At 72.2% G+C, this 21,992-nt stretch carries 18 protein-coding genes and 1 riboswitch; of the genes, 13 read left to right on the plus strand and 5 right to left on the minus strand.

Going from position 1 to position 21,992, the window contains the following annotated elements; genetic code table 11:
* Positions 1–31: 31 nt before the first annotated feature.
* Positions 32–1,600, minus strand: a complete 1,569-nt coding sequence (locus H291_RS0102270) for a thiamine pyrophosphate-dependent enzyme (protein ID WP_157236671.1) — start codon at positions 1,598–1,600, stop codon at positions 32–34.
* Between the two features lie 229 nt (positions 1,601–1,829).
* Between H291_RS0102270 and H291_RS0102275 the strand changes: the two genes are divergently transcribed.
* Together H291_RS0102275 and H291_RS28280 are read left to right on the plus strand one after the other, a co-directional pair.
* Complete coding sequence (locus tag H291_RS0102275) at positions 1,830–2,207, plus strand: DUF4259 domain-containing protein (RefSeq protein ID WP_020013357.1); 378 nt, start codon at positions 1,830–1,832, stop codon at positions 2,205–2,207.
* 50 nt (positions 2,208–2,257) lie between these two features.
* The gene (locus H291_RS28280; protein WP_020013358.1) at positions 2,258–2,812 is read left to right on the plus strand and encodes a flavoprotein; all 555 of its coding nucleotides are present in this window, start codon (positions 2,258–2,260) and stop codon (positions 2,810–2,812) included.
* Here H291_RS28280 and H291_RS0102285 read toward each other — a convergent pair.
* On the minus strand, positions 2,796–3,248 hold the full coding sequence (locus H291_RS0102285) for a hypothetical protein (protein WP_020013359.1): 453 nt from the start codon (positions 3,246–3,248) through the stop codon (positions 2,796–2,798). The genes H291_RS28280 and H291_RS0102285 overlap by 17 nt on opposite strands.
* Positions 3,249–3,305: 57 nt before the next feature.
* Positions 3,306–3,414: riboswitch (TPP riboswitch) on the plus strand.
* A 59-nt stretch (positions 3,415–3,473) separates the two neighbouring features.
* Between H291_RS0102285 and H291_RS0102290 the strand changes: the two genes are divergently transcribed.
* From H291_RS0102290 to H291_RS0102310, 5 genes are read left to right on the plus strand one after another with little or no spacing between them, the layout of a single operon-like run.
* Positions 3,474–4,148, plus strand: coding sequence for a YkoF family thiamine/hydroxymethylpyrimidine-binding protein (locus H291_RS0102290; protein ID WP_020013360.1), 675 nt, complete (start codon positions 3,474–3,476; stop codon positions 4,146–4,148).
* Positions 4,141–4,767 (plus strand): ECF transporter S component, encoded by a 627-nt coding sequence (locus H291_RS0102295; protein ID WP_020013361.1) that lies wholly within the window; start codon positions 4,141–4,143, stop codon positions 4,765–4,767. Before H291_RS0102290 ends, H291_RS0102295 begins: the two co-directional genes overlap by 8 nt.
* Positions 4,757–6,544 (plus strand): ABC transporter ATP-binding protein, encoded by a 1,788-nt coding sequence (locus H291_RS0102300; protein WP_020013362.1) that lies wholly within the window; start codon positions 4,757–4,759, stop codon positions 6,542–6,544. Before H291_RS0102295 ends, H291_RS0102300 begins: the two co-directional genes overlap by 11 nt.
* Positions 6,541–7,311 (plus strand): energy-coupling factor transporter transmembrane component T family protein, encoded by a 771-nt coding sequence (locus H291_RS32160; RefSeq protein ID WP_020013363.1) that lies wholly within the window; start codon positions 6,541–6,543, stop codon positions 7,309–7,311. Before H291_RS0102300 ends, H291_RS32160 begins: the two co-directional genes overlap by 4 nt.
* Positions 7,312–7,363: 52 nt before the next feature.
* Positions 7,364–8,200: an aldo/keto reductase gene (locus tag H291_RS0102310; protein ID WP_020013364.1), complete on the plus strand. Its 837-nt coding sequence runs from the start codon at positions 7,364–7,366 to the stop codon at positions 8,198–8,200.
* A 132-nt stretch (positions 8,201–8,332) separates the two neighbouring features.
* Here the strand turns inward: H291_RS0102310 and H291_RS0102315 are convergent, their stop codons facing one another.
* From H291_RS0102315 to H291_RS32165, 3 genes are all read right to left on the minus strand, one after another.
* On the minus strand, positions 8,333–10,573 hold the full coding sequence (locus tag H291_RS0102315) for a hypothetical protein (RefSeq protein ID WP_020665182.1): 2,241 nt from the start codon (positions 10,571–10,573) through the stop codon (positions 8,333–8,335).
* Between the two features lie 192 nt (positions 10,574–10,765).
* Positions 10,766–11,746: an ArsR/SmtB family transcription factor gene (locus H291_RS0102320; RefSeq protein ID WP_020013365.1), complete on the minus strand. Its 981-nt coding sequence runs from the start codon at positions 11,744–11,746 to the stop codon at positions 10,766–10,768.
* 141 nt (positions 11,747–11,887) lie between these two features.
* Entirely contained in the window at positions 11,888–13,612 is a 1,725-nt protein-coding gene (locus H291_RS32165; RefSeq protein WP_020013366.1) for a DUF1349 domain-containing protein, read from the minus strand.
* Positions 13,613–13,899: 287 nt separating this feature from the next.
* On the opposite strand from H291_RS32165, the gene H291_RS28295 reads away from it, so the two are divergent.
* From H291_RS28295 to H291_RS0102355, 6 genes are all read left to right on the plus strand, one after another.
* Positions 13,900–15,003, plus strand: a complete 1,104-nt coding sequence (locus H291_RS28295) for a LacI family DNA-binding transcriptional regulator (RefSeq protein ID WP_020013367.1) — start codon at positions 13,900–13,902, stop codon at positions 15,001–15,003.
* A gap of 41 nt (positions 15,004–15,044) precedes the next feature.
* Positions 15,045–16,667 carry an FAD-dependent oxidoreductase gene (locus H291_RS0102335; protein ID WP_020013368.1) on the plus strand — a complete coding sequence of 541 codons (1,623 nt, stop codon included), beginning with the start codon at positions 15,045–15,047 and terminating at the stop codon, positions 16,665–16,667.
* 72 nt (positions 16,668–16,739) lie between these two features.
* Positions 16,740–18,053, plus strand: a complete 1,314-nt coding sequence (locus tag H291_RS0102340; RefSeq protein WP_020013369.1) for an ABC transporter substrate-binding protein — start codon at positions 16,740–16,742, stop codon at positions 18,051–18,053.
* Positions 18,054–18,055: 2 nt separating this feature from the next.
* The gene (locus H291_RS0102345) at positions 18,056–18,946 is read left to right on the plus strand and encodes a carbohydrate ABC transporter permease (RefSeq protein ID WP_232215966.1); all 891 of its coding nucleotides are present in this window, start codon (positions 18,056–18,058) and stop codon (positions 18,944–18,946) included.
* Entirely contained in the window at positions 18,936–19,895 is a 960-nt protein-coding gene (locus tag H291_RS0102350; protein WP_232215967.1) for a carbohydrate ABC transporter permease, read from the plus strand. The genes H291_RS0102345 and H291_RS0102350 overlap by 11 nt, the downstream gene beginning before the upstream one ends.
* Before the next feature lie 167 nt (positions 19,896–20,062).
* Positions 20,063–21,904: a BCCT family transporter gene (locus H291_RS0102355; RefSeq protein ID WP_020013372.1), complete on the plus strand. Its 1,842-nt coding sequence runs from the start codon at positions 20,063–20,065 to the stop codon at positions 21,902–21,904.
* Positions 21,905–21,992: the final 88 nt, after the last annotated feature.

Below are 21,992 nucleotides of genomic sequence, written 5' to 3' on the forward strand. Positions count from 1 at the left end.
GGCGCAAGTCGCTGCGGCCTGCCCGGTTCGGTCACACGTCGCCGGGCTTGGGTCTCCGGTCGGCACGGACGATCGCGACGGCCGGGAGCGGACCGAGCAGGAGCGAGCTGAGGCGTTCGAAGGTCGCGCGCGCGTCGAGCTCGTCGAGGTCCCAGCTGTCGATGTGCTCGATCCCGCAGGCGGTCAGCAGGGCCGGGAAGTCGGCCTGCGGTACGGGCTGCCCTCCGGTCTGCGCCTGGGTGTCGTTCGCGAGGACGACGGTCAGCACCGGGAGCCCGTCGGTCACGATCTCCAGCACCGACTGCAACCCGCTGTGCAGCAGGCCGTAGTCGCCGATCACGCCGACGGCGCGCTGACCGGTGCGGGCCGCCCCGCCGGCGACGGAGATCGCGGACCCGAGGCACAGGGCGGCGTCCGCGGCCTCGTAGGGCGGGTAGCAGAGGCGTACCGCGGACCCGACGTCCGCGGCGACGAAGGTGCCCGACCGGTGGAGCCCGGCCACCGCCTCGAAGAGCGTCGCGTACACCCCGGGATCGGCGGGGGCGCCGTCCTTCGACCGGGCCGTCTCCCACGTGTCGGGTTCCGGAGCGGTCAGGGCACGGACGACCGCCGGCGACGACAGGGAGCCCTCCGGCGGGAGGTGTCCCGTGGTGCGGCCCAGGATCTCGACCCCGCCGCGGGTGCGCTCGAGAAGATGGCGCTCGACCTGGGGATCCGAGTCCTCGACGACCAGGACGCGGCCGTGGCCGGACGCGAAGTCGACGACCGCCTCCGGAACCGGCCAGCACACCCGCAGCGTGACGGCGCAGCAGACGTCGTCCGGCAGGCACTCCGCAGCAGCGCCCACGGCGACCACGGCCGTGGTGCCGTCACAGGCACAGCGTGTCTCGGTGGCCCGCGACGCCGAGGCCTGCTCGAACGTCGGCATCGTGACCAGCCGCTGCCACTGCACCCGGCCCAGCTTCGTGAGCCGGTGCGCGACCGCCGCACGGTCGTGGCGCTCTCCGACCAGCGCCGGCGGGATCACGGCGCCGGCGCGTGCGGCCGGGGCCCCGCCGGAGCAGGGCGCGTGCAGCCGGGGAGTCACGCGGACCAGCACCGGGGTCTTCGCCTGCTCGGAGAGCGTGACCGCCATCTCGACGGTGGCCGCGACGTCCCCGTTCCCGACGGGCTCCAGGATGGGCACGCGCGCGGCGGCGGCGAGCTCGCGACTGTCCAGCACGCAGGTGGAGTTCGCCGCGTCCGGGTCGTCGCCGACCACGATCACCAGCGCGGCACCGATCGTGTGGACCCCGGCGTTGGTGATCGTGTCGAGGGCGAGGCCCAGCCCGTTGTGCTTCATCACCACGCAGCTCCGGGTCCCCGCGATCGAGGCGCCGACCGCGTTCTCCACGGCCGTCTTCTCGTTGAACGCCCAGACGAAGCCGGGAAGGTCGCGGTGGAGGTGCTCGATCAGGTGGGTGACCGGTTTGCCGGTGACGCCGCTGATCACGGGGAACCACCCCGCGACCGCGTCGGCGAGGTCCTGACAGGACTCTCGCGCGCCTGCGCTCGTTGCTGCGGCCGCCGTCGGGGCGACGTTCGGGTGTGCACCGGACATGGCGATACCTCTCTGCAGGGTGGGATCGGTACGTCTCCGGTGCGCTGCCGGAACGAGCTGCGCGTCGTGCTCGGCCGCGGGTAGACCGCGCGGCGATGCTACGCGACCGGCGCGGACGCGGTCGTCTGAAGCGAGAGTCGGCGACGAATCCTGGTGGTCCGCCCGGGGTATCACACCCTGCCGCTAGGCTCTGGCCCGGTCAACGAAACGACGAGCGAGAGGCAGCTCCGTGGGTACCTGGGGTCCGGGCAACTTCGACGACGACGCCGCGGCGGACCACCTGTCGCGCCTCACCGACCAGCTCGTGACCGAGGTCGCCGAGGCGATGTCCGGTGACCCGGTCGGGATCGAGCCCGACGAGTACTGGGGCGTTGCCGTCCCCGCGAACCTGGAGCTGCTGGCAGTGCTCGCCCGCACCGACTACGTCGGCGTCCTGCTGCCGGAGGTCGCGACCATCGAGGCGTGGAAGAACGACTACCTGGCGGTCTGGGACAGCACGGTGGACGGGCTCGGCCCCTCGCCGGAGTTCCGGGCGGCCCGGCGTGCCGTGCTGGTCCGCACGTTCGACGACCTCACCGAGCTCCGCCGGCTGGCCGACGCCGGCTGAGCGCCGGAACGGGCTCGGTGCCGATGTCCCGCGCAGTAGCCTCGGGCCCCATGACCCTGGGTGTGCTCTACGTCGTGGTGACCGGTGCCGGCGCGACCCGGCAGGTCCCGTCCCTGCTCCTGCCGCCGGCCACGGAGCGCGGCTGGGACGTGAGCGTGCTGGCCACCGAGCAGGCGGCGAGCGCCTTCCCTGAGGCGATGGCGCGGATCGAGGAGGTCACGGGGCGTCCGGTGCGGACGGGCTTCCACACCACGGTCGGGTACTCGCTGCCCGACCCGGACGCAGTGGTCGTGGCCCCGGCGACGTACAACACGCTCACGAAGTGGGCGCTGGGCATCGCTGACACCTACGTGCTGACCCGCCTGGCCGAGCAGGTCGGACGCGGTGTCCCGATCGTCGCTTCGCCTTACGTCCACACCAGGTTCGCCGCGCACCCGACCTACGCGGGCAGCCTGGCGACGCTCGAGGAGTGGGGCGTGCGCCTCGTGACCGGCCCGAGCGAGCCGCACGAACCGGGTGCCGCCGAGCCGGACGACTTCCCGTGGGCGGAGGTCCTGGACACGGTGACCTCGGCCCGCGCGGGAGCGGTCACGCCTCGACCGTGACCTCCACGGCGACGTCGTCGACGTCGAACCGCACGGCCGGCCAGTAGCCGTCCAGGAAGTGCGCGCCGCACGAGTCGTCGAGGTGCAGCACGACGTCGCCGTCGGCGAGCACCTCCACCGTCTGCAGCAGGAGGTCGTGCGCCGCCTCGGCGAGCTCGTCCGCCGTCGGCTCCTCGGTGCTGAACTCGTTGACGACGGCGTCGGTAGCGCGCCGCTGCCAGCCCGCGCGGTCCGCGAAGAACGCCGCGACGCGCGGCAGCAGGGCGGACGCCGTGGCGGCGTCGGTCGCCCGGAGCATGAGCTCGGGATCGCCGTCAGCGGCGCCGGCGTCGACCGAGTACCAGTCGTGGACCAGGGTCTCGCCGCTGGTCAGCGTGGTCGTGGCACGGGTGAGCTCGCCCCAGGGGGACGGGACGGTAGGGGCGTCGTCGGGCATGCGCTGATGCTAGCGAGCGGACGCGTGCCGACCACGTCCGGCCCTGCTGTTACGGTGAGCGCAGTGCACGGGAGTCCGGTATGCCGGGCTGAGAGGGAGTACTCGAACTCCGACCGTAGAACCTGATCCGGATCATGCCGGCGCAGGAAGCGACTCAGGACGTGGGGCCGTAGGGCGCCCGTCCTCCTGTGCCGACGGACATCCGACGGACAGGGAGTACACCCGATGGCAGACCTTGCCACCAGTACCGATGCCACCAGCACCGACGAGACGGCCGGGCTGCGCGGCGACCCGATGCGCTTCGGCGTCGGCGCCCGGATCACCGCGGCGGTCATGTCGGACGACTACGTCGACGTGATCCTGGGCGCGCTGCGCCAGGCCGACAGCACCGGGCTGGTCGTGGAGACGGGCGACGTGAGCACCTACGTGGGCGGCTCCGAGGCCGACCTGCTGCGGTACGTGACCGACCTGACCGCCGGGATCGCGGCGTCCGGAAAGCACGCCGCGATCACCGTGCACCTGTCCCGGGGCTGCCCGGGCGAGGTGGTCTGCGAGCTGCCGGGCGGCGCGGGGCCGCGCGTCACCGAGGTGCCGGAGGGCCGCGACACCGGCCGGTTCGTCACGGCCGAGTGGGCCCTGTACCCCCTGGCCGACGACGTCCGCGCCGACGTGACGCCCGACCACATGCGCGACATCTACGCCGCGATCGAGCTGGCCAAGGAGAACGGGACGTTCCAGGGCTCCCAGCACTTCGTCACGCGCCTGGAGGGTGACGCCGGACGCGTGCTCGCCAGCGCGTTCGCCGGGTGGGTCCTCGCGGGCCGCACGGTCCAGCACGTGACCAGCCACCTCACCCTCTCGGTGAACAGCCCGAGCCACGCGGGTGGCACCCATGAGTGAGACGACGGAGCGCCGTCGCGCGCGGCTGCCGCTGCGCGACATCGTGCTCATGGTGATGCTCGGCGTCGTGTTCGGGTTCCTGTACTGGGCGCTCGTGCAGGCGTGGAACGGGCTCGCCGTGGCCATGGGACCGGCCGGCGACCTGGCCCAGCACGTGCTGCTCGGCGGCTGGCTGCTGGTGGCGCCGATCGCCGTCGCGATCATCCGCAAGCCCTTCGTCGGCATCATCGCCGAGGTGATCGCGTCCGTGGTCGAGGTGGTGTTCCTGGGCTCCCCGGTCGGGCCGCTCCTGCTGGTGGCCGCCGCGATCCAGGGCGCGGGCAGCGAGCTGCCGTTCGCCCTCACGCGCTACCGGAGGTTCGGGTGGGGCGTCTACGCGCTCTCGGGCGTGCTCGGCGCGGGCCTGGTCTTCGTCTGGTCCGCGTTCCGGTTCGACTGGTACGGCCAGGACATCCTGGCCCTGCGCCTGGGCCTCCAGCTCGTCTCCGGCCTGGTGCTGGGCGGGCTGCTCGCCAAGGTGATCGTCGACCGCCTGCACGGCACGGGCGTGCTCGACGAGTTCGCGATCGGCCGCGCGGCCGCCGCCGGCCGCGGACCCGTGGTGCGGCGTGAGCGCTGACGCCGTCGTCGAGACCAGCGGCCTGGAGGCCGTGTACGGCACCGGCTACGGCGTGGGGCCCGTCGACCTGCGGATCGCCGCCGGGCAGAGCGTGCTCGTGCTCGGCCCGTCGGGGTCGGGCAAGTCCACGCTGCTGCGCCTGCTGCACGGCGCGGTCCCGTACGCCGTGCACGCGCAGGTGGACGGCGTCGTGCACGTGGCGGGCCGGGCGCTCTCCGGCACGGGGATCGCCGGGCTCGCCGACGTCGTCGGCGTCGTCGCGCAGGACCCCGAGTCCGGGGTCTGCCTGCCCGACGTGCTCGACGAGGTTGCCTTCCCGCTGGAGAACCTCGCCGTCGAACCCGCCGCGATCGGCCCGCTCGTGCGCACAGCGCTCGAGCGGGCCGGGGCGGCGGGCCTGGCCGGGCGGGCGACGGCGGAGCTGTCGGGCGGCGAGCTGCAGCGCGTGGCGCTCGCGGCGGCCGTCGCGCCGTCGCCCCGCCTGCTCCTGCTCGACGAGCCGACCTCCATGCTCGACGCCGACGGGATCGACGCCGTGCGCCGCGCGCTCGACGTGGTGCGGCGCGAGACCGGCGCCGCCTGCGTGCTCGTGGAGCACCGGCTCGACGAGCTGGCGGGCGACGCCGGGGCGGCCGGCCTGCCAGAGCGCTGGATCGTGCTCGGCACGGCCGGGCGGGTGCGGCACGACGTCGCGGTCGAGGACCTGACGGTGCCGATGCTCCGCGACCTGGTGGGGGAGGGCTGCTGGCTCCCGCTCGACCTGGAGCTCCGGGCGCTGCTGGGCGACGGTGCGGCGGTATCCGGAGGTGCGCTTCTACCCCGCGATTACGCCCGGAAACAGCCCGATTCCGGGCCTAATCGCTGGGTAGAAGCGCACCTCGACGGCGGGTCGCTCGCGGCCCGGCTGCTGCGGGAGCTCGGTCGGGGCGACGTCGCGCCGGGTGCCCGGTCCGCGCCTGACGTCGCGAACGTGCCCGACGTCGGCCCCCGCCCCACCCCGCCCGGCGCCACCCCGCTCCGCGCCCACGACCTCGCCGTGTCCCGCGGACCCCGCGCCCGGCGCCGCGACGTGCTCCGCGACGTCGACCTGGAGCTGCGCCCCGGCACCACGACGGCCCTGGTCGGCGCCAACGGCAGCGGCAAGTCCACGCTGCTGGCCTGCCTCGCGGGCCTCGACCGCCCGGCCGCCGGCACCGTGGACGGCCCCCGCGCCGGGCTCGTGTTCCAGAACCCGGAGCACCAGTTCACCGCTACCACCGTGCGCCAGGAGGTCGGGCACGGCCTGCCCCCGGACGCCGCGCCCCGCGTCGAGGAGGCCCTGGCCCGCTTCGGCCTGACCCGGCTCGCCGACCACAGCCCCTACCGGCTGTCCGGCGGGCAGAAACGCCGCCTCAGCCTGGCCGCCATGCTCGTCCACGAGCACCCGTTCCTGCTCGCCGACGAACCCGGGTTCGGCCTGGACCGGCACGCGTCCGTCGGCGTGCTCCGCGCCCTGCGCGACGTCGCCGCGGCCGGCCGGGGCGTGCTGTTCTCCAGCCACGACCTGCGCGCCGTGGCCGGCTACGCCGACCGCGTGCTCGTGCTCGCCGACGGCACCCTGCTCGCCGACACGACGCCCCTGGAGCTGCTGCGCGACGAACCGCTCCTGGAGCGCGCCGGGCTGCGACCACCCGTCCTGCTGCGCCGGCTCGCCGCCGAGGTGAGCGACGGCCCCACCCTGGTCACGGTGCTGCGGGCCATGGACGCCGCAGCCCTCGCGCTGGGGGTGGCCGCATGACCGCCGTCGACCCGCGGCCCGGACCACAGGCCCCGTCCCTGCTCGCCCGCCGCAACCCCACGGTCAAGGCCGCGATCCTCCTGGCGGCGTCCCTCGCGACCCTCGGCTTCCTGGACCCGCGCCCCCTGCTCGTGCTCTGGGCGCTCGCGGTCGTGGCGGTCCTGGCGGCTGCCCGCCTCCCGGTGCGCACGCTGCTGCTCGGCCAGGTGCCGTTCGTCGTGTTCGGGGTGGGGCTCGTCGCGATCAACGCCCTGAGCCGCCCGGGGACGCCGGTCGTCCCGGGCGCGCCGGTCAGCGTCGAGGGGCTGACGATCGGCGTCGCCCTCGCGCTGCGCGGCCTCGTGATCGGCGTGCTCACCATCGGCTTCCTGGCCTCGACGCCGCCGCGCGACCTGATGGTCAGCCTCGTGCAGCACGCTCGCCTCAGCCCGCGGTACGCGTACTCGGTGCTCGCCGGCCACCGCATGCTCGCGGCCATGCCCGCACGGTGGGCCACCATCCGGGCGGCGCACGCGGTGCGCGCGCCCCTGCGCCGGGGGCGCCCCCGCTTCGGCCTGCCCGACGCCGGACGGGCCGCCTTCGCGCTGCTCGTCACCTCGATCCGGTCGGCCGAACGGATCGCGCTCGCTCTGGAGTCCCGCGGCCTCGGCGAGGGCCCCCGCACGGTTTGGCGGCCGGTCCCGATCGGCCGCGCCGACGTCGTCCTCGTGCTGGTGGTGGTGGCCGCCTGGGCGGGCGCGGCGGTGCTCGGCGTGCGCCTCGGGTGAGCGGGAACGGTTACGGTCGAGGGACCTGAAGTCGATGCTGAGGAGCCCTCGAATGTCGATCCCCACGGTCGCCACGCCGTCCGGATACACCCTGCCTGCCGTCGGGTTCGGCACCTACCGCCTGCGCGGGGAGGCCGGGGCGAGCGCCGTCGGCGACGCGCTGGACGCCGGCTACCGGCTGCTCGACTCGGCCGCGAGCTACCAGAACGAGGGCGCCGTGGGCGCGGCGGTGCGGCGCTCCGCCGTGCCGCGCGAGGAGATCGTGGTGACCTCCAAGCTGCCCGGCAAGTACCAGGCGTTCGACGACGCGATCCAGACCGTCGAGGAGAGCGTGCTGCGCACCGGCCTGGACGCCGTCGACCTGTACCTCATCCACTGGCCCAACCCGTCCGTCGGCAAGTACGTCGAGGCCTGGCGCGCCCTGATCGAGGCACGTGAGCGCGGCCTGGTGGGCCAGATCGGCGTCTGCAACTTCCTGCCCGAGCACCTCGACCGGCTCGCGCAGGAGACGGGCGAGCTGCCGGCGGTCAACCAGATCGAGCTGCACCCGTACTTCCCGCAGACCGAGGCGCTGGCGTTCCACCGGGAGCACGGGATCCTGACCGAGTCGTGGAGCCCGATCGGCCGCGGCAACGACCTGCTGGACAACCCGGTGATCACCGAGATCGCGCAGGCGCACGAGGTGAGCCCGGCCCAGACCGTGCTCGCGTGGCACGTGGCCTGCGGCGCGATCCCGCTGCCCAAGGCCGCGGGTCGCGACCGCCAGCGGGAGAACCTGGCGATCTTCGACGTCGCGCTCACCGACGACGAGGTCGCCCGGATCACTGCCCTGGGCCGCCCGGACGGCCGCACGGCGGGCCAGGACCCGGCGACCTACGAGGAGCTATGAGGCGGGGCCGTGCGCGGGCTCGCGCCCGTGTCCCCGCCCGAATGAGTGATCGGTAGAAAGTCAGGTGGTCGGCAGCCCGAGCTACCGACCACCTGACGTTCTACCGACCGCTTGACGTTCTGCCGACCACGGTCAGGCTGGCGGAGCGGGTCGCGGATGCCGCACGTGCTGTCCAGGTCCGCCGGCCTGCCGCAGCCGGGTACGGGCCACGATCAGGGCGATTCCCGCCAGCAGGAGCGCGAGCGCCGTCAGGCTCTGCCAGAGGCCGGAGAACCCGGTGGCCGCCAGCTCGTCGTCGGCCGGCGGATTGTTGGCGGACGGTTCCGGCTCGTCGGTTCCCGCACCGTCGCCCGGCCCGTCATCCGGGTCGCCGTCCTCGCTCGGGCCTGGTGTGGGTGTCGGTGTCGGCTCTGGGGAGCTCGGCTCCGTGTCCAGCGTCCCGCCGCCGAGCCAGGCAGTCCGGGCGTCGGCCTCCGGATCGACGTCGCGGTCGGGAACGGCCTCGTACTTCGCGGAGCGCACGCTCTTGGGCAGGGTCGGGTGCTCCTGTTCGAACTCCGCCTCGGGCATCGGGTCGCGCGGGGCCTTCGGGAACTCGATGCCGCCGGTGACGTCCATGTAGTAGTCCAGGCCGCCGTGCTGGTACTCGTACCGGAACTGCACGGTCTCGCGGGCTTCCAGGAACGCGTCGTACACGTTCTGCGGGTCCCAGCCCTCGCGCACCGGCCACTGCGACACGTCGCCGCTGTCGATGACCTCGTGGAACGCGCCCGGCCGCACGGCGTCCCGCTGCCGCAGCCACTCCGCGGCGATCCGCGCCGTGTAGACGCGGCGCAGGTCCGCGTACTCGGGAGCGGTGTTCACGGCCTCCTCGATCAGCGGCGTCATGCTCTCGATGAGCACCTGGGTGTTCGCGTCCAGGGTCGACTCCGGCACGAGGTCCTCGCAGGTCGGCCCAGGAGGCGCGGCGTCGACCTCGAACGGCTCCATCTGCACCCGCAGCGGCGAGTCCAGGATGTAGAGCTGATCGCCGTCCTCGCGGGCCGACGCCGGCAGCGGCTCGATCCACATGCGCCACGAGCCCCAGCAGAGCTCGCCGTTCGGGCCGGGCTCCAGCGACTCGAAGAACTCCGCGCCCGAATCGGTGTCCGGATGCATGTTCGCGTAGAGGGTGCTCTTCAGCTCGAAGTCGGCCTCCAGCAGCACCCGGCCCGCCTCGGTCCGTCCGAACTGCTCATCGATGATCTTGTCCGGCTGGTCGGGGTTGAGGTTTACCCAGAACTGTTTTGGATCGAGGGCCAGCCACGTGAACAGCGCGTCGGACGACAGGTCGAGTGTCGCCTCGCCGCCGAACGAGTCCGCTTCCCCGGAGAGCTCGTCGGCCGAGAACGCGTAGTCGAACTCGCCCGAGTCCGGATCGTCGGAGACGTATCGCAGCTCGAGGCTCGTCCAGTCGATCCCACCGAGACGAAGTGGGCCGAAGGAACGCGGGTTGTTGGTCGTGACCCACGACTTGGCGGACTGCAGCTTCTGGTTGTCGAGCGGGTTCGAGCCCGAGACGCTCGCCCTGCTCTGCACCGCGCCGCCGCTGGGCTGCCAGGTGCTCCCGCGCGGGTTGAAGGCCGATCCCGGGCTCGGCCTGGTCGGGTTGGTCTGCACGCCGTTCGTGTTCTGCACCGAGTAGCTCGCGCCGGAGGCGCGCACCTGCTGCGCCGTGGTCGTGCTTGGCGTGCTGCCGAACACGTGATGTGCCCTGAAGCCCGACCTGGTCAGATCTCGGTACGAGTTGAGCTGCGCCTGCGAGACGCTGTTTCCGGGCGTGACGTTGACAAGCTGCTGCCGGCGCTGATTGACCGCGCTCGTGGTCTGGCCGTTCTGCAGGTTGGTGTCCCGGCACATCCAGTCCGCGGTGTCCATCGGGAAGAGTGCCGACAGCGAGGCGCGTTCGAACCCGAGGTTGCTGCTGAATGCGCGGTTCTCCCGGCCGTAGACCCGCTTGAAGCCCTCCCACGATGCTGGATCGTCGGTTGCCGCGAGGTATTGCTTGTAGCTCCACTCGAGCCGCTTCTGACTGTCCAGCGGTTCGGCGGCCCACTCGTCGGGGATCCGGTCCATGTACTCGAGGGTCGGTTCCTTGAGCGTGCCCAGGATCTTGTCGAGCTCGGCCGAGTAGGTGTAGTTCGCCTGGTCGGTCTCGACGGGCGCTGCTCCCGGTTCGGGGAACTCCTCGTAGATGTACTCCTCGGACTGCCCGACGAGCTCCGAGCAGAGCTGGGTGTGGGAGTGGGCGAAGGCGTCCGGCGGGTCGAGCGCCGGAACGAGCACCGCCCCGCCGACGGCGGCGGTCACGCCGAGGGCTGCGATCCGCAGCAATGGCCGCCCGGTGCGTCCCCTCCGCCACCGTCTCGGGCGTTCAGGATCTCGGGTCTCGGGCAGAACGGGCGGATGTGTCATGGTGGCTCTGCTTCTCCGTGGGTCGGACGGCGGAAACGGGCAGAGGCAACGTAGGAACGCGGGATCGGCACGGGCAACGAATCGCAGCCAGCCGCAAAGCCTTGCCGGAATTCATCCGTTGTGGGCCAGGCCGTCGCCCATCGTGGTGCGCACGTGCAGCACGGACGTGCCGTTGCGCGTCGTGGTGATCAGCCCCGCCCGCCGCAGCACAGCGGTGTGCCGGCTGACGCTGGAGAGTGACGTGGACGTGCGCGCCGCGAGTGCCGTGGTCGTCAGCTCCGTGTCCAGCAGCCGGAGCACGGTGGCCCGCGTCTCGCCGAGCAGCTCGCGCAGGGCGTCGGTCCCGGGCCGGCCCGTCTCGTTGCCGGGCTGCCAGAAGGCCTCGCGGTGGACGGGGTAGACCAGCACGGGCCGCAGCGCAGGGTCGGCCAGGGCGATCGGATGGTTGATGCCGAAGAAGGTGGGGACGAGCGACAGCCCCCGTCCTTCCAGGTGCAGGTCCCGGGTCACCGGGTAGGCGACCTCCAGGACCGGGGACCGCCAGCGGGCGGCCGGGCCCAGCCCGCCGAGCGCGGCCTCGACACCGTGCGCCAGGGTCCGGTGCGCGAGCCGGGTCACCGCGCGGCCGGAGATCTGTGCCGCCTGGTCGCGGTGCGGCGCCACGACGGTCCGGTGGTAGCGCCGCATCGCGACGCCCAGCCGGTGCAGCGCGGCGGTTCGGCCCGCCGCGACGTCGGCGAGCCAGGAGCCGCTGCCCCGTGGGGCGTCGAGCCGCCCGACCTCGGCACACAGACGCTTCTTGTCCGTGGACAGGACGGTCTCGACCCCCTCCTCGAAGTCCGTCGGCACGCTCATGGGCGTCAGGAAGTCGGGAAAGTAGCCACTGGCAGGGGCGAGTGCCGCCAGCAGCTCCGCGTCGCGCAGGAGCCCGGACTCGTGGAGCCTGCGCCGGGAGCGCCGGCTCCACGAGGCGAAGTACGACTCGGGCCTGACCATCTGATGGATGCTCAGCACGAGCTCCCACATGGGGTCGAGCCGGTCGCCCACGCGGGTGCGCATCAGGTCGACGGCGGAGAAGTGAATGCGAAGCACAGGTCCCCCTCGGACTGTTCCAGCTCTCACACCGGCGAGGCCGGCGTTCTGTAGAGAGGTGTGAGGGGGCCCTGTGGTACGTCGTCGACGCAGGTCAGCAAGGGTTGTCGACCACCCAGCCCCGGCAGCGCCGCGCCATCCTCACCCGCAGCCCGCGAGCTCCTCGGCGTCCGGCGTGAACCGGATCCAGTCGAACGCCGCCGTGAGCTCCGGCGTCGCCGCCGGGCCCCGGTAGGCGAACGGCCCGACGTCGGTCGCGGCGAGCTGGCCGGCCGGCGTCGCACGCCCCAGGTTGACGAAGGTCGCGCCGTCCACGCTGTACGACGCCGTCAGCCACTCGCCGTGGTTCGTGATCCGCAGCCACACGGTGTCGCCCGTCTCCGGCGGGGCCAGCGCGGAGTCCTCCGCCGTCCACGAGTTGTTCCGGTCCACGCCGTTGTTGCGCCACACGAAGTCGAACCGCTTGCCGGCGTCCACGTGCGAGATGTCGACGCGCACCGAGTTGGCGTCGTCGCGCCGCACGATGAGCCCCGCCTGCTGGAAGTTGACCTGCGGGTCGAGCGTGACCTGCGTGGTCACCTCCCAGGGCGTGGCCGGGACCGGCTGGAGCACGAGCGGCGCCGACGTCGAGTTGCCGGTGTACGTGGGGATGCGCCACGCGCCGTCGGCCACGACCGAGCGGTCCAGGGCGCCGCGCACCGACGTCGACCAGAGCGAGCGGTCCAGCGACGAGCCGTCGAGCTCGTCGGAGCCCGCGCCCGTGCACTGCGCGTACATCGGGTCCTCGGGGCGCGTGTTGAGCGGGTCCCGCACGCCGTCGGGGTCGAGCACCGCGTGCCCGATCGTCGTGTGCGAGCGCTCGCCGTACTCGTAGATCAGGTGCGTCCTGCCGCGCTCGGTGACGATCTGCGGGGACGACGCCCGCCCGGCCTCCGGCGGCGCGGGCCGCGGGATGAACAGCGGCTCGGGCTCGCCCACCTGCGTGAGGGTCCGGTCGACCTGCCGGGCGAACACCGTGCCGACGGTGGAGCCGTAGACGATGTAGTCGCGGCCCTTCCAGCGCCACAGGTCGGCGGCGGACACGTTGGTGCCCTCGGCCGGGCCGGGCGTGATGATCGGCTCGGGCTCGACCCGCCAGTCCTTGCCGTCGCGGGAGTACGCCAGGTTGATGTGCCGCACGTTGGTGTCGTAGTTGGTCATGAACAGCATCGCCCAGCGGTCGCGGGACGAGCGGTCGGGGTTGGGGAAGACCCGCGCGTACGACGTCTCGGTGGCGTGCCGGCCCGGCTGGGCGGCGTCGACCATCTCGGTGGTGACGGCCTCGTCGCCGTACTCGAAGGTGACGCCGTCGGTCGACGTCGCGTACCGCGTCACGGTGTTGTCCCCGTGGAAGTACAGGTACATCCTGCGCTCGGCGGCGTTCCACACGGCGTCGGGGGAGGAGACGTGGGGCACGTCGTAGATGCCCTCCCACTGGTTGGCGACCACCGGGCTGCCCTCGTACTGGGTCCACGGTCCGTCGAGCGAGTCGGCGTACATCAGGTTGATGCCGCCCGGGTCGTCGTGCGGCGCGTAGTAGACGTACCACTCGCCCAGCGGGTCGCTCAGGTGCGCCCCGGCGTGGAACACCGACGGGAAGATGAACTCCTGGTTGGGGTTGTGCGGCAGCGTGTCGTCGAGCGGGTCGACGATCGCCCCGGTCGAGGTGAAGACCGGCAGCCCGGCGCCGTGCGCGCCGTGCGCCCCGGACGCGCCGGGGGCCCCGGAGGAACCGGGCGTCGCCGCCTGCGTCACGCCGGGTATCAGCGTGACCAGGAGGGCGAGGGTTGCGCCGGCCAGAGCCCGGCGCGCGGTGAGGACAGCCATGGTGCGTACTCCTTCGTCGCGGTGCATGACGTCGCGGTTGTCGTGACGCGGCCAGCCTTCGTGCGGAGCGGAGCGGCGGTCAAGGCAGGTCATCAGATCTATCAACGAACCCGCTGATAATGCGCCACATCGGCGCCCGGACGGTGCCCCGGGCAAGCGGCCCGGCCCGCCGAGGGGCCCGCGGGGCAGCTGCTAATAATGCGCATCATCAGATTGACCGCGCGCTCGGCGCCCCGTGAGACTCCGGATGTCAACGATGACCCGACCGGGCGTTTCGAGGAGGAGCCGTGCCACGTCGTCGCATCACCCAGACCGACGTCGCCGCGATGGCGGGCGTCAGCCAGGCCACCGTCTCGTTCGTGCTCAACGGGAGCACGCCGGCGGGCGTGCGGATCAGCGAGGAGACGCGCCAGCGCGTGCTCGACGCGATCCGCATCACGGGCTACACCGCGAACCCCGCGGCCCAGCGCCTGGCGGGCGGCCTCGCCCAGATCCTCGGCGTCTTCACGTACGAGGCCACGTTCCCGCGCGCCAGCCGCGACTTCTACGGGCCGTTCCTGACCGGCATCGAGCACGCCGCCGAGCGGCTCGGCGTCGACATCCTGCTGTTCACCAGCGCGCCCGTCGCCGACGGCCGCCGCCGGCTCACCCGGGACGGCTGGCAGCGGCTCGGCGTGGCCGACGGCTGCCTGCTCCTCGGGCAGCACGAGCACCGTGGCGAGCTGCAGCACCTGCTCGACACCAACTACCCGTTTGTCTTCATCGGCAAGCGCGGCAGCGACGGCGGTCGCCTGCCCTACGTGGGCGCCGACTACGTGGGCGGCACCGTGCGGCAGATCGACCGCCTCGTGGCCCACGGCCACCAGCGCATCGGCTACGTCGGCATGCGCGGCACGGACCAGCCCACGCTCGACCGCGTCGAGGGGTACCGCGACGCGATGAAGGCGCACGGCCTGACCACTCGGTTCGTCGAGCTGGAGGACGTCGCCGCCACCGCCGCCGAGATCGTCGACCAGCGCTTCACCGCCGTCGTCGTGGCCCCGGAGAACCACCCGGAGGAGCTCGCGGACGAGCTCGAACGCCGCGGCCGGCGCGTGCCCGACGACGTGTCGGTGCTGCTGCTCGGCCAGCCGCACCACCCGCGGCGCGACGGCCGGCAGTGGTCCGGCTTCTCCGTGCCGCGCGAGGAGATGGGCGCCCGCGCGCTGTACCTCCTCTCCCGCCTCGTGTCCGACGACGGCCCCCGCCGCGAGCGCGAGCGCGAGCGCGACGCGCGGCGTCCGGCTGCGGTGACCGAGGCCGAGCTGCACCAGATCCTCGTGTGCCCCGACGTCGAGGGCGCCACCGTGGCCCCGCCGGCCGGGGCGCCGCCCGGGGCGGACGCCCCGTGACCGAGACCCCGAACCGACACCCACTTAAGGACGGACCACGCGTGACCCCTCAAGACCTGCAGACCGACGTGCTCGTGGTGGGCGCGGGCCTCGGCGGCATCGCCGCCGCGCTGGCCGCCGCCGACCGGGGCGCGAGCGTCGTCCTCACCGAGGAGCACCCGTGGATCGGCGGACAGCTGACCTCGCAGGGCGTGCCGCCGGACGAGCACCCCTGGGTCGAGCGGTTCGGCGTGACCGCCCGCTACCGCGCGCTGCGCGACGGCATCCGCGACGTCTACCGCCGCCGCTACCCGCTGACCGACGGGGCGCTGGACTGGGCGGAGCTCAACCCGGGCGCCGGGTGGGTGTCCAAGCTGTGCCACGAGCCGCGGGTCGCGGTCGGCGTGCTGGAGGAGATGCTCGCCCCGCACCGCTCGGCGGGACGGATCCGGCTGCTGGAGCGCGTGCGCCCCGTGTCGGCCACGACCGACGGCGACCGGGTCACCTCGGTGACGCTGCGCTCCGTCGTCGGCGGTGCGGACGTGACGGTCACCGCGGCCTACACGGTCGACTCGACCGAGACCGGCGAGCTGCTGCCGCTGACCGGCACCGAGTACGTCACCGGGTTCGAGTCGCGGCACGAGACGGGGGAGCCCAGCGCCCCGGACGTGGCCCAGCCGGACAACGTCCAGGCCCTGAGCGTGTGCTTCGTCGTCGAGCACACCGACGGTGACCACACGATCGACAAGCCCGAGCGCTACGACTTCTGGCGCACCTACGCGCCCGCCGCCTGGGGCGGCGAGCAGCTCCTGTCGTGGACGGCGCCCAACCCGCGCACCCTCGCGCTGGAGAAGCGGTCGTTCACCCCGAACCCCGGCGACGACCCGCTGGCCGTGGACGCCGACCAGTCCAAGAACGCCGGCGACGGCAACCTCTGGCTGTTCCGCCGCATCGCCGCGCGCGACCTGCACGAGCCGGGGTTCTACGAGAGCGACCTGTGCCTCGTGAACTGGCCGAGCATCGACTACTTCCTGGGCCACGTGCTCGACGTCCCCCGCGAGGAGGAGGAGGCCCGGATCGCCGACGCCCGGCAGCTCAGCCTCTCGATGCTCTACTGGATGCAGACCGAGGCGCCGCGGCCCGACGGCGGCACCGGGTTCCCCGGCCTGCGGCTGCGCCCCGACGTCATGGGCAACGCGGACGGCCTGGCCCAGGCGGCCTACCACCGCGAGTCCCGGCGCATCCGGGCGGTCACGACGATCACCGAGAACGACGTCTCGTACGCCGTGCGCGGCGACCAGGGCGCCACCCGGTACGCGGACTCGGTGGGCGTGGGCATGTACCGCATCGACCTGCACCCCTCCACGGGCGGCGACACCTACATCGACGTGCCGTCCACCCCGTTCGAGATCCCCCTGGGCGCCCTGCTGCCGCGCCGCACCACCAACCTGCTGGCGGGCAACAAGAACATCGGCACCACGCACATCACCAACGGGTGCTACCGCCTGCACCCGGTGGAGTGGAACGTGGGCGAGGCCGCCGGCCACCTGGCCGCGCACTGCCTCGCGACCGGCCGCACGCCGCACTCCGTCCAGTCCCGGCCGGACCAGCTCGCCGACTACCAGGCCGAGCTCGTCGCCGCCGGCGTCGAGCTGCGCTGGCCGGACGAGGCCCACCCCTACTGACGCGGGCGGCGTCCGCCCGCACCGGCACACGCCGGCGACGTCCCGTCGCCGGATCAGTCCAAAGGAGAACTGATGTCTGTACACCACATCCGGAACCGCAGGACGGCGGGAACCGCCGCCGTCCTCGGGACGGCGCTGGCCCTGTCCGCGTGCGCGGGCGGGACCGACGCACCGGTCGGGGAGCCCGAGACCCCGTCCGAACCGGTCGACCTGCGCATGACCGTCTGGACGGCGGACGAGACGCAGCTCGACCTCTTCCAGTCCATCGCCGACGCCTACGTGGCCGAGAACCCGGAGCTGGTCTCGAGCGTGAAGTTCGAGACCATCCCGTTCGAGGACTACACCACCGCCCTGACCACCCAGCTCGCGGGCGGCAACGCCCCGGACCTGGCCTGGATCTTCGAGAGCAACGCCCCGGAGTTCGTCTCCAGCGGCGCGCTCGTGGACCTGCGCCCGGTGCTGGAGGGCACCGAGGGCTACGCGTTCGACGACCTCGTGCCCAGCGCCCTGACCCTGTGGGAGGACGGCGACGGCCTGTACGCCTACCCCTTCTCCAACAGCCCGTTCGCGATGTTCGTCAACACCGACCAGATCGAGGCGGCGGGCCAGCCCAACCCGGTCGACCTGGTGGCCGACGGCGGCTGGACGTTCGACGCGGCGCGCGACATCGCCGCGGCCACGGCCGAGAAGTCCGGCAAGCAGGGTCTGGTGGTGCGCGACTTCGACTACCAGTCGTGGGAGAACCTGGCCACGGTCTGGTCCGGCTGGAAGGCCGCTCCGTGGAGCGCGGACGGCACGCAGTGCACGTTCACGGACCCGGCGATGGTCGACGCCATGACCTGGTTCCACGACGCCGTGTTCACCGACGCCGCGATGCCCGCGCCGGGCACCACCGCCGACTTCTTCGCCGGTGACGCCGCCATGACGATCACGCAGATCAGCCGGGCCTCGGCGCTCGACGACTCCTTCCAGTGGGACATCGTGCCGCTGCCCGAGGGCCCGGCCGGCAAGCAGAACGTCGTGGGCCAGGCCGGGGTCGGGGTCTTCGCCGCGGGCGAGCACCCGGACGTTGCCGCCGACTTCCTGGCGTACTTCACCAACGCGGAGAACGCCGAGCAGCTCGCGGCCTACTTCCCGCCGCCGCGCCAGTCGCTGCTCAACGGCGAGAGCCTCGCGGCCGCCAACCCCAAGCTGACGTCCGAGCAGCTCGAGGCCGTGGTGGTCCAGGGCGTGGAGGACGCCGTCACCAAGCCGGCGCACAAGAACTTCGCCAAGCTGTCCGAGACCGTGCGCGCCGAGCTCGACGCGCTGTGGGTCGAGGACGCCGACGTCGAGGCCGTGCTGACCGACACCTGCGCGGCGGTCACGCCGCTGCTGGAGGACTGATCGTGGCAACAGCGTCAGCGGCGGTGCGCCGCGACTGGCTCGTCGGGTACACGATGGTCGCCCCGGTGGTCCTGGGGTCCCTCGCCTTCGTCGTCCTGCCGCTCGGCATGGTGGTCTGGTACTCCCTGCACGAGTGGAACGTCCTGGCGAACACCTTCACGTTCGTCGGGGCGGAGAACTACCAGCGGATGGCGTCCGACCCGGGGCTGGGCGACGCGCTCCTGGCGACCGTGTGGTTCTCGATCGGGCTCGTCGTGGTGAACATCGCGCTGGCGCTGTTGCTCGCCGTGCTGCTCAACCAGAAGCTGCCCGGCACCACCACGTTCCGGACCTTCTTCTTCTCGCCCGTCGTCGTCTCGCTCGTCGCGTGGACCATCGTCTGGAGCTTCCTGCTCCAGGCCGACGGCGGCATCAACGGGTTCCTGTCCGTGCTCGGCGCCGAGGGCCCCAACTGGCTGCGGCACCCCACCACGGCCATGATCGCCGTCGTCATCGTGCAGGTCTTCAAGAACGTCGGCCTGAACATGATCCTGTTCCTCGCCGCGCTGCAGGGCGTGCCCGAGGAGCTGCAGGAGGCGGCCCGGCTCGACGGCGCCGGCGCGTGGCGGCGCTTCCGGTCGATCACCCTGCCGCTGATCAGCCCCACCATCCTGCTGGTCTCGATCATCACGATCGTCGGCTCGCTCGAGGTGTTCGCACAGATCGACGTCCTCACCGGCGGCGGCCCCGGCAACTCGACCACGGTGCTCGTCTACTACCTGTACCAGCAGGCGTTCCGGTTCAACGAGTTCGGCTACGCCAGCGCCCTGGCGGTGCTCCTGTTCCTCATCGTCCTCGTACTGACGCTGCTGCAGTGGCAGTCGCGCAAGAGGTGGGTCTTCCATGAAGTCTGACGTCATGCCCGCGCCCGCCCCCGGGCGGCCCGGGCCCAGCGCCCCGGCCGTGCCGCCGGGCGACACCCGGGACGCGGCGCCCGGCCCGGCACGGCGCCCGCCCCTGGGCGTCAGGGCCCGCCGCGGCCTGACCCGGTGGCTGCTCGTGCTCCTCCTGGCCGTGCTGAGCCTGCCGTTCGTCTTCCCCACGTGGTGGATGGCGACGTCCAGCCTCAAGCCGATGAGCGAGATCCTGCGCCGGGTGCCGACCATCTGGCCGCAGGACCCGTCCCTGGAGGCCTACGGCCGGGTCTTCACGCTCCAGCCGTTCGCGCAGCAGTACTGGAACTCCCTGTACATCGCGGTGCTGGTCACCCTCGGCACCATGCTGGTGGCGGCGATGGCGGGCTACGCGTTCGCGCGGATCCGCTTCCCCGGCGCCAACGCCCTGTTCGTGCTGGTGCTCGTGGGCCTGCTGGTCCCGTCCGAGGTGACGATCGTCCCGCTGTTCCGCATCGTCAACAGCCTCGGGCTCATCAACACCCACTGGCCGCTGATCGTCATCCCCGTGCTCGGGGCGCCCGCCGTGCTGGCCGTGTTCATCATGCGCCAGTTCTTCCTGGGGCTGCCCACCGAGCTGGAGGAGGCGGGCCGGATCGACGGGCTCGGCCGCTGGGGCGTCTTCTGGCGCATCGCGCTCCCGCTGTCCCGGTCGGCGCTGGGCGCCGTGGCGATCTTCACGTTCCTCAAGTCCTGGAACCTCTACCTCGAGCCCATCGTGTACCTCTCCAGCAAGGAGAACTTCACGCTCCCGCAGGCCCTGACGCAGTACGTCGACGCGTACGGCGGGCCCATGTGGAACGTCCAGCTAGCAGCGACGACGCTCACCGTGCTGCCCGTCCTGGCCGTCTTCCTCCTGGCGCAGAAGCAGTTCGTCCAGGGCCTCGCGCACAGCGGCCTCAAGGGCTGACCGACGGCGGCGCGCCCACTGGCGTGCCGCCGTCCGCTCGCCGGGGTGAAAAGCAGGTGTGGTGCTAACGTGAAGCGCTCGGTAAATCGTCGCTTCATGTGTAAAGGAGTCCTGGCCTTCCCTGTGTGACCACCCGGCAGACCCGGGCGGAGCGGAGGGCCGTTGTGATGAGTACTTCAGAATCCACCAAGACCCTGCTGGGACGGGTCCAGCACGCGGCGCGCCGGGTCGAGCGGGCCGCGAAGGGCCCGCAGGACCAGCGCGTCGGCACCGACCGGATCGTCTTCGGCGTCGCAGGTCTTATCGCGCTCGCGTTCATCGTGTGGGGCTTCGCCAGCCCCGACAGCCTCGGCACGGTGGCGGACAGCGCGCTCAACGGCGTCCTGAAGAACTTCGGCTGGCTGTTCGTCACGGCCGCCACGATCTTCACCGTCTTCGTGATCGTGGTCGCGATGGGCAAGTTCGGCAAGATCCCGCTGGGTCAGGACGGCGAGAAGCCGCAGTTCTCGACCCCGTCGTGGATCGCGATGATGTTCGCGACCGGCATGGGCATCGGCCTCATGTTCTACGGCGTCGGCGAGCCCCTCTACTTCTACATGGCGCCCCCGCCCGGCACCGTCGACGGCTCCACGCCCGCCGCCGCGGCCACGGCGATGGGACAGACCCTCTTCCACTGGACCCTGTACCCCTGGGCCATGTACGCCATCGTCGGTCTCGGCATGGCCTACGGCACCTACCGCCTGGGCCGCGCGCAGCTGTTCAGCGCGATGTTCACCTCGCTGTTCGGCCGCAAGGCCGTCAACGGCGCCGGCGGCCGGGTCATCAACATCCTCGCGATCCTCGCCACCCTGTTCGGCTCCGCGTGCTCCCTGGGCCTCGGTGCCCTGCAGATCGGCGGCGGCATCCAGCACTCGGGCGTCATGGAGTCGGTCGGCACGGCCACGCTCGTCATGATCATCGCGATCCTGACCTGCCTGTTCGTCGTCTCGGCCGTGTCCGGCATCGAGCGCGGCATCCAGTGGCTGTCCAATGCCAACATGTGGCTCGCGCTCCTGCTTGCGATCATCGTCTTCATCGGCGGCCCCACGCTCTTCATCCTGAACGTGCTGCCCGCCTCCCTCGGCGCCTTCGTCGGCGACCTGCCCGAGATGGCCTCGCGGACCGCCGCGTCCGGCGACCAGTCGCTCGCGGACTGGATGGGCTCCTGGACCATCTTCTACTGGGCCTGGTGGGTGTCCTGGACGCCGTTCGTCGGCCCGTTCATCGCCCGCATCTCGCGCGGCCGCACGGTGCGCCAGTTCGTCACCGGCGTGCTGCTGGTGCCCTCGATCGTGTCGACCATCTGGTTCGCGATCTTCGGTGGCGGTGCCATCGGCCTCCAGGAGCGCGCCGAGCAGGCGCAGGACGCGGGCAAGGCCCTCGCCGCGATCGGGGAGGGCGGGGCCGACATCAACTTCGACCTCATCTTCTTCCAGATGCTCGGCGCGCTGCCGGTGCCCACCTGGGTGGGGGTCGCGCTGATGATCCTCGCGGTCGTGCTCGTGGCCATCTTCTTCGTCACCGGTGCAGACTCCGCGTCGATCATCATGGGCGGGCTCTCGGAGAACGGCGCCGAGGACCCCACCAAGAAGTCGGTGATCTTCTGGGGCGTCAGCACGGGTGCCGTGGCCGCGGCGATGCTGCTGGCCGGCGGCGACGATCCAGCCGCCGCGCTGAACGGCCTGAAGAACATCACCATCGTCTCCGCGCTGCCGTTCGTCGTGGTGATGCTCGTGCTCTGCGTGGCGTTGTGGAAGGACCTCTCCAGCGACCCGCTGGTCCTCAAACGGGAGCTGGCGGTGCAGGTGCTGGCCGAGACGGTCGACACCGGCGTCGAGAAGCACGACGGCGAGCCGTTCGAGCTCTCCACCTCGGCGTCGTCCGCCACGGAGGACGCCGACGACACCCCGGCCACGCCGGAGAACGGTGTCCCGGTGGTCGCCGACGGCGGCACCATCACCAAGGACTGACCCCACGTGTCAGACGTACAGGTCCCTGGAGGGACCTGTACGTCTGACACGGGCAAAATCCGTTGCTCGGGGCGCCTTCGACGAAGGA

The sequence above is a fragment of the Promicromonospora sukumoe 327MFSha3.1 genome, from assembly GCF_000385135.1.
GTDB classification, from domain to species: Bacteria; Actinomycetota; Actinomycetes; order Actinomycetales; family Cellulomonadaceae; genus Promicromonospora; species Promicromonospora sukumoe_B.

What these genes read in the sequence shown, in the direction of transcription:
- H291_RS32160 (WP_020013363.1), top strand. Translation starts at nt 6,541, where the DNA reads ATGACCGCCGTCGACCCGCGGCCCGGACCACAGGCCCCGTCCCTGCTC.
- H291_RS32165 (WP_020013366.1), bottom strand. Translation starts at nt 13,612, where the DNA reads ATGGCTGTCCTCACCGCGCGCCGGGCTCTGGCCGGCGCAACCCTCGCC.
- H291_RS0102350 (WP_232215967.1), top strand. Translation starts at nt 18,936, where the DNA reads ATGAAGTCTGACGTCATGCCCGCGCCCGCCCCCGGGCGGCCCGGGCCC.
- H291_RS0102340 (WP_020013369.1), top strand. Translation starts at nt 16,740, where the DNA reads ATGTCTGTACACCACATCCGGAACCGCAGGACGGCGGGAACCGCCGCC.
- H291_RS0102290 (WP_020013360.1), top strand. Translation starts at nt 3,474, where the DNA reads ATGGCAGACCTTGCCACCAGTACCGATGCCACCAGCACCGACGAGACG.
- H291_RS0102310 (WP_020013364.1), top strand. Translation starts at nt 7,364, where the DNA reads ATGTCGATCCCCACGGTCGCCACGCCGTCCGGATACACCCTGCCTGCC.
- H291_RS0102270 (WP_157236671.1), bottom strand. Translation starts at nt 1,600, where the DNA reads ATGTCCGGTGCACACCCGAACGTCGCCCCGACGGCGGCCGCAGCAACG.
- H291_RS0102355 (WP_020013372.1), top strand. Translation starts at nt 20,063, where the DNA reads ATGAGTACTTCAGAATCCACCAAGACCCTGCTGGGACGGGTCCAGCAC.
- H291_RS28280 (WP_020013358.1), top strand. Translation starts at nt 2,258, where the DNA reads ATGACCCTGGGTGTGCTCTACGTCGTGGTGACCGGTGCCGGCGCGACC.
- H291_RS0102295 (WP_020013361.1), top strand. Translation starts at nt 4,141, where the DNA reads ATGAGTGAGACGACGGAGCGCCGTCGCGCGCGGCTGCCGCTGCGCGAC.
- H291_RS0102285 (WP_020013359.1), bottom strand. Translation starts at nt 3,248, where the DNA reads ATGCCCGACGACGCCCCTACCGTCCCGTCCCCCTGGGGCGAGCTCACC.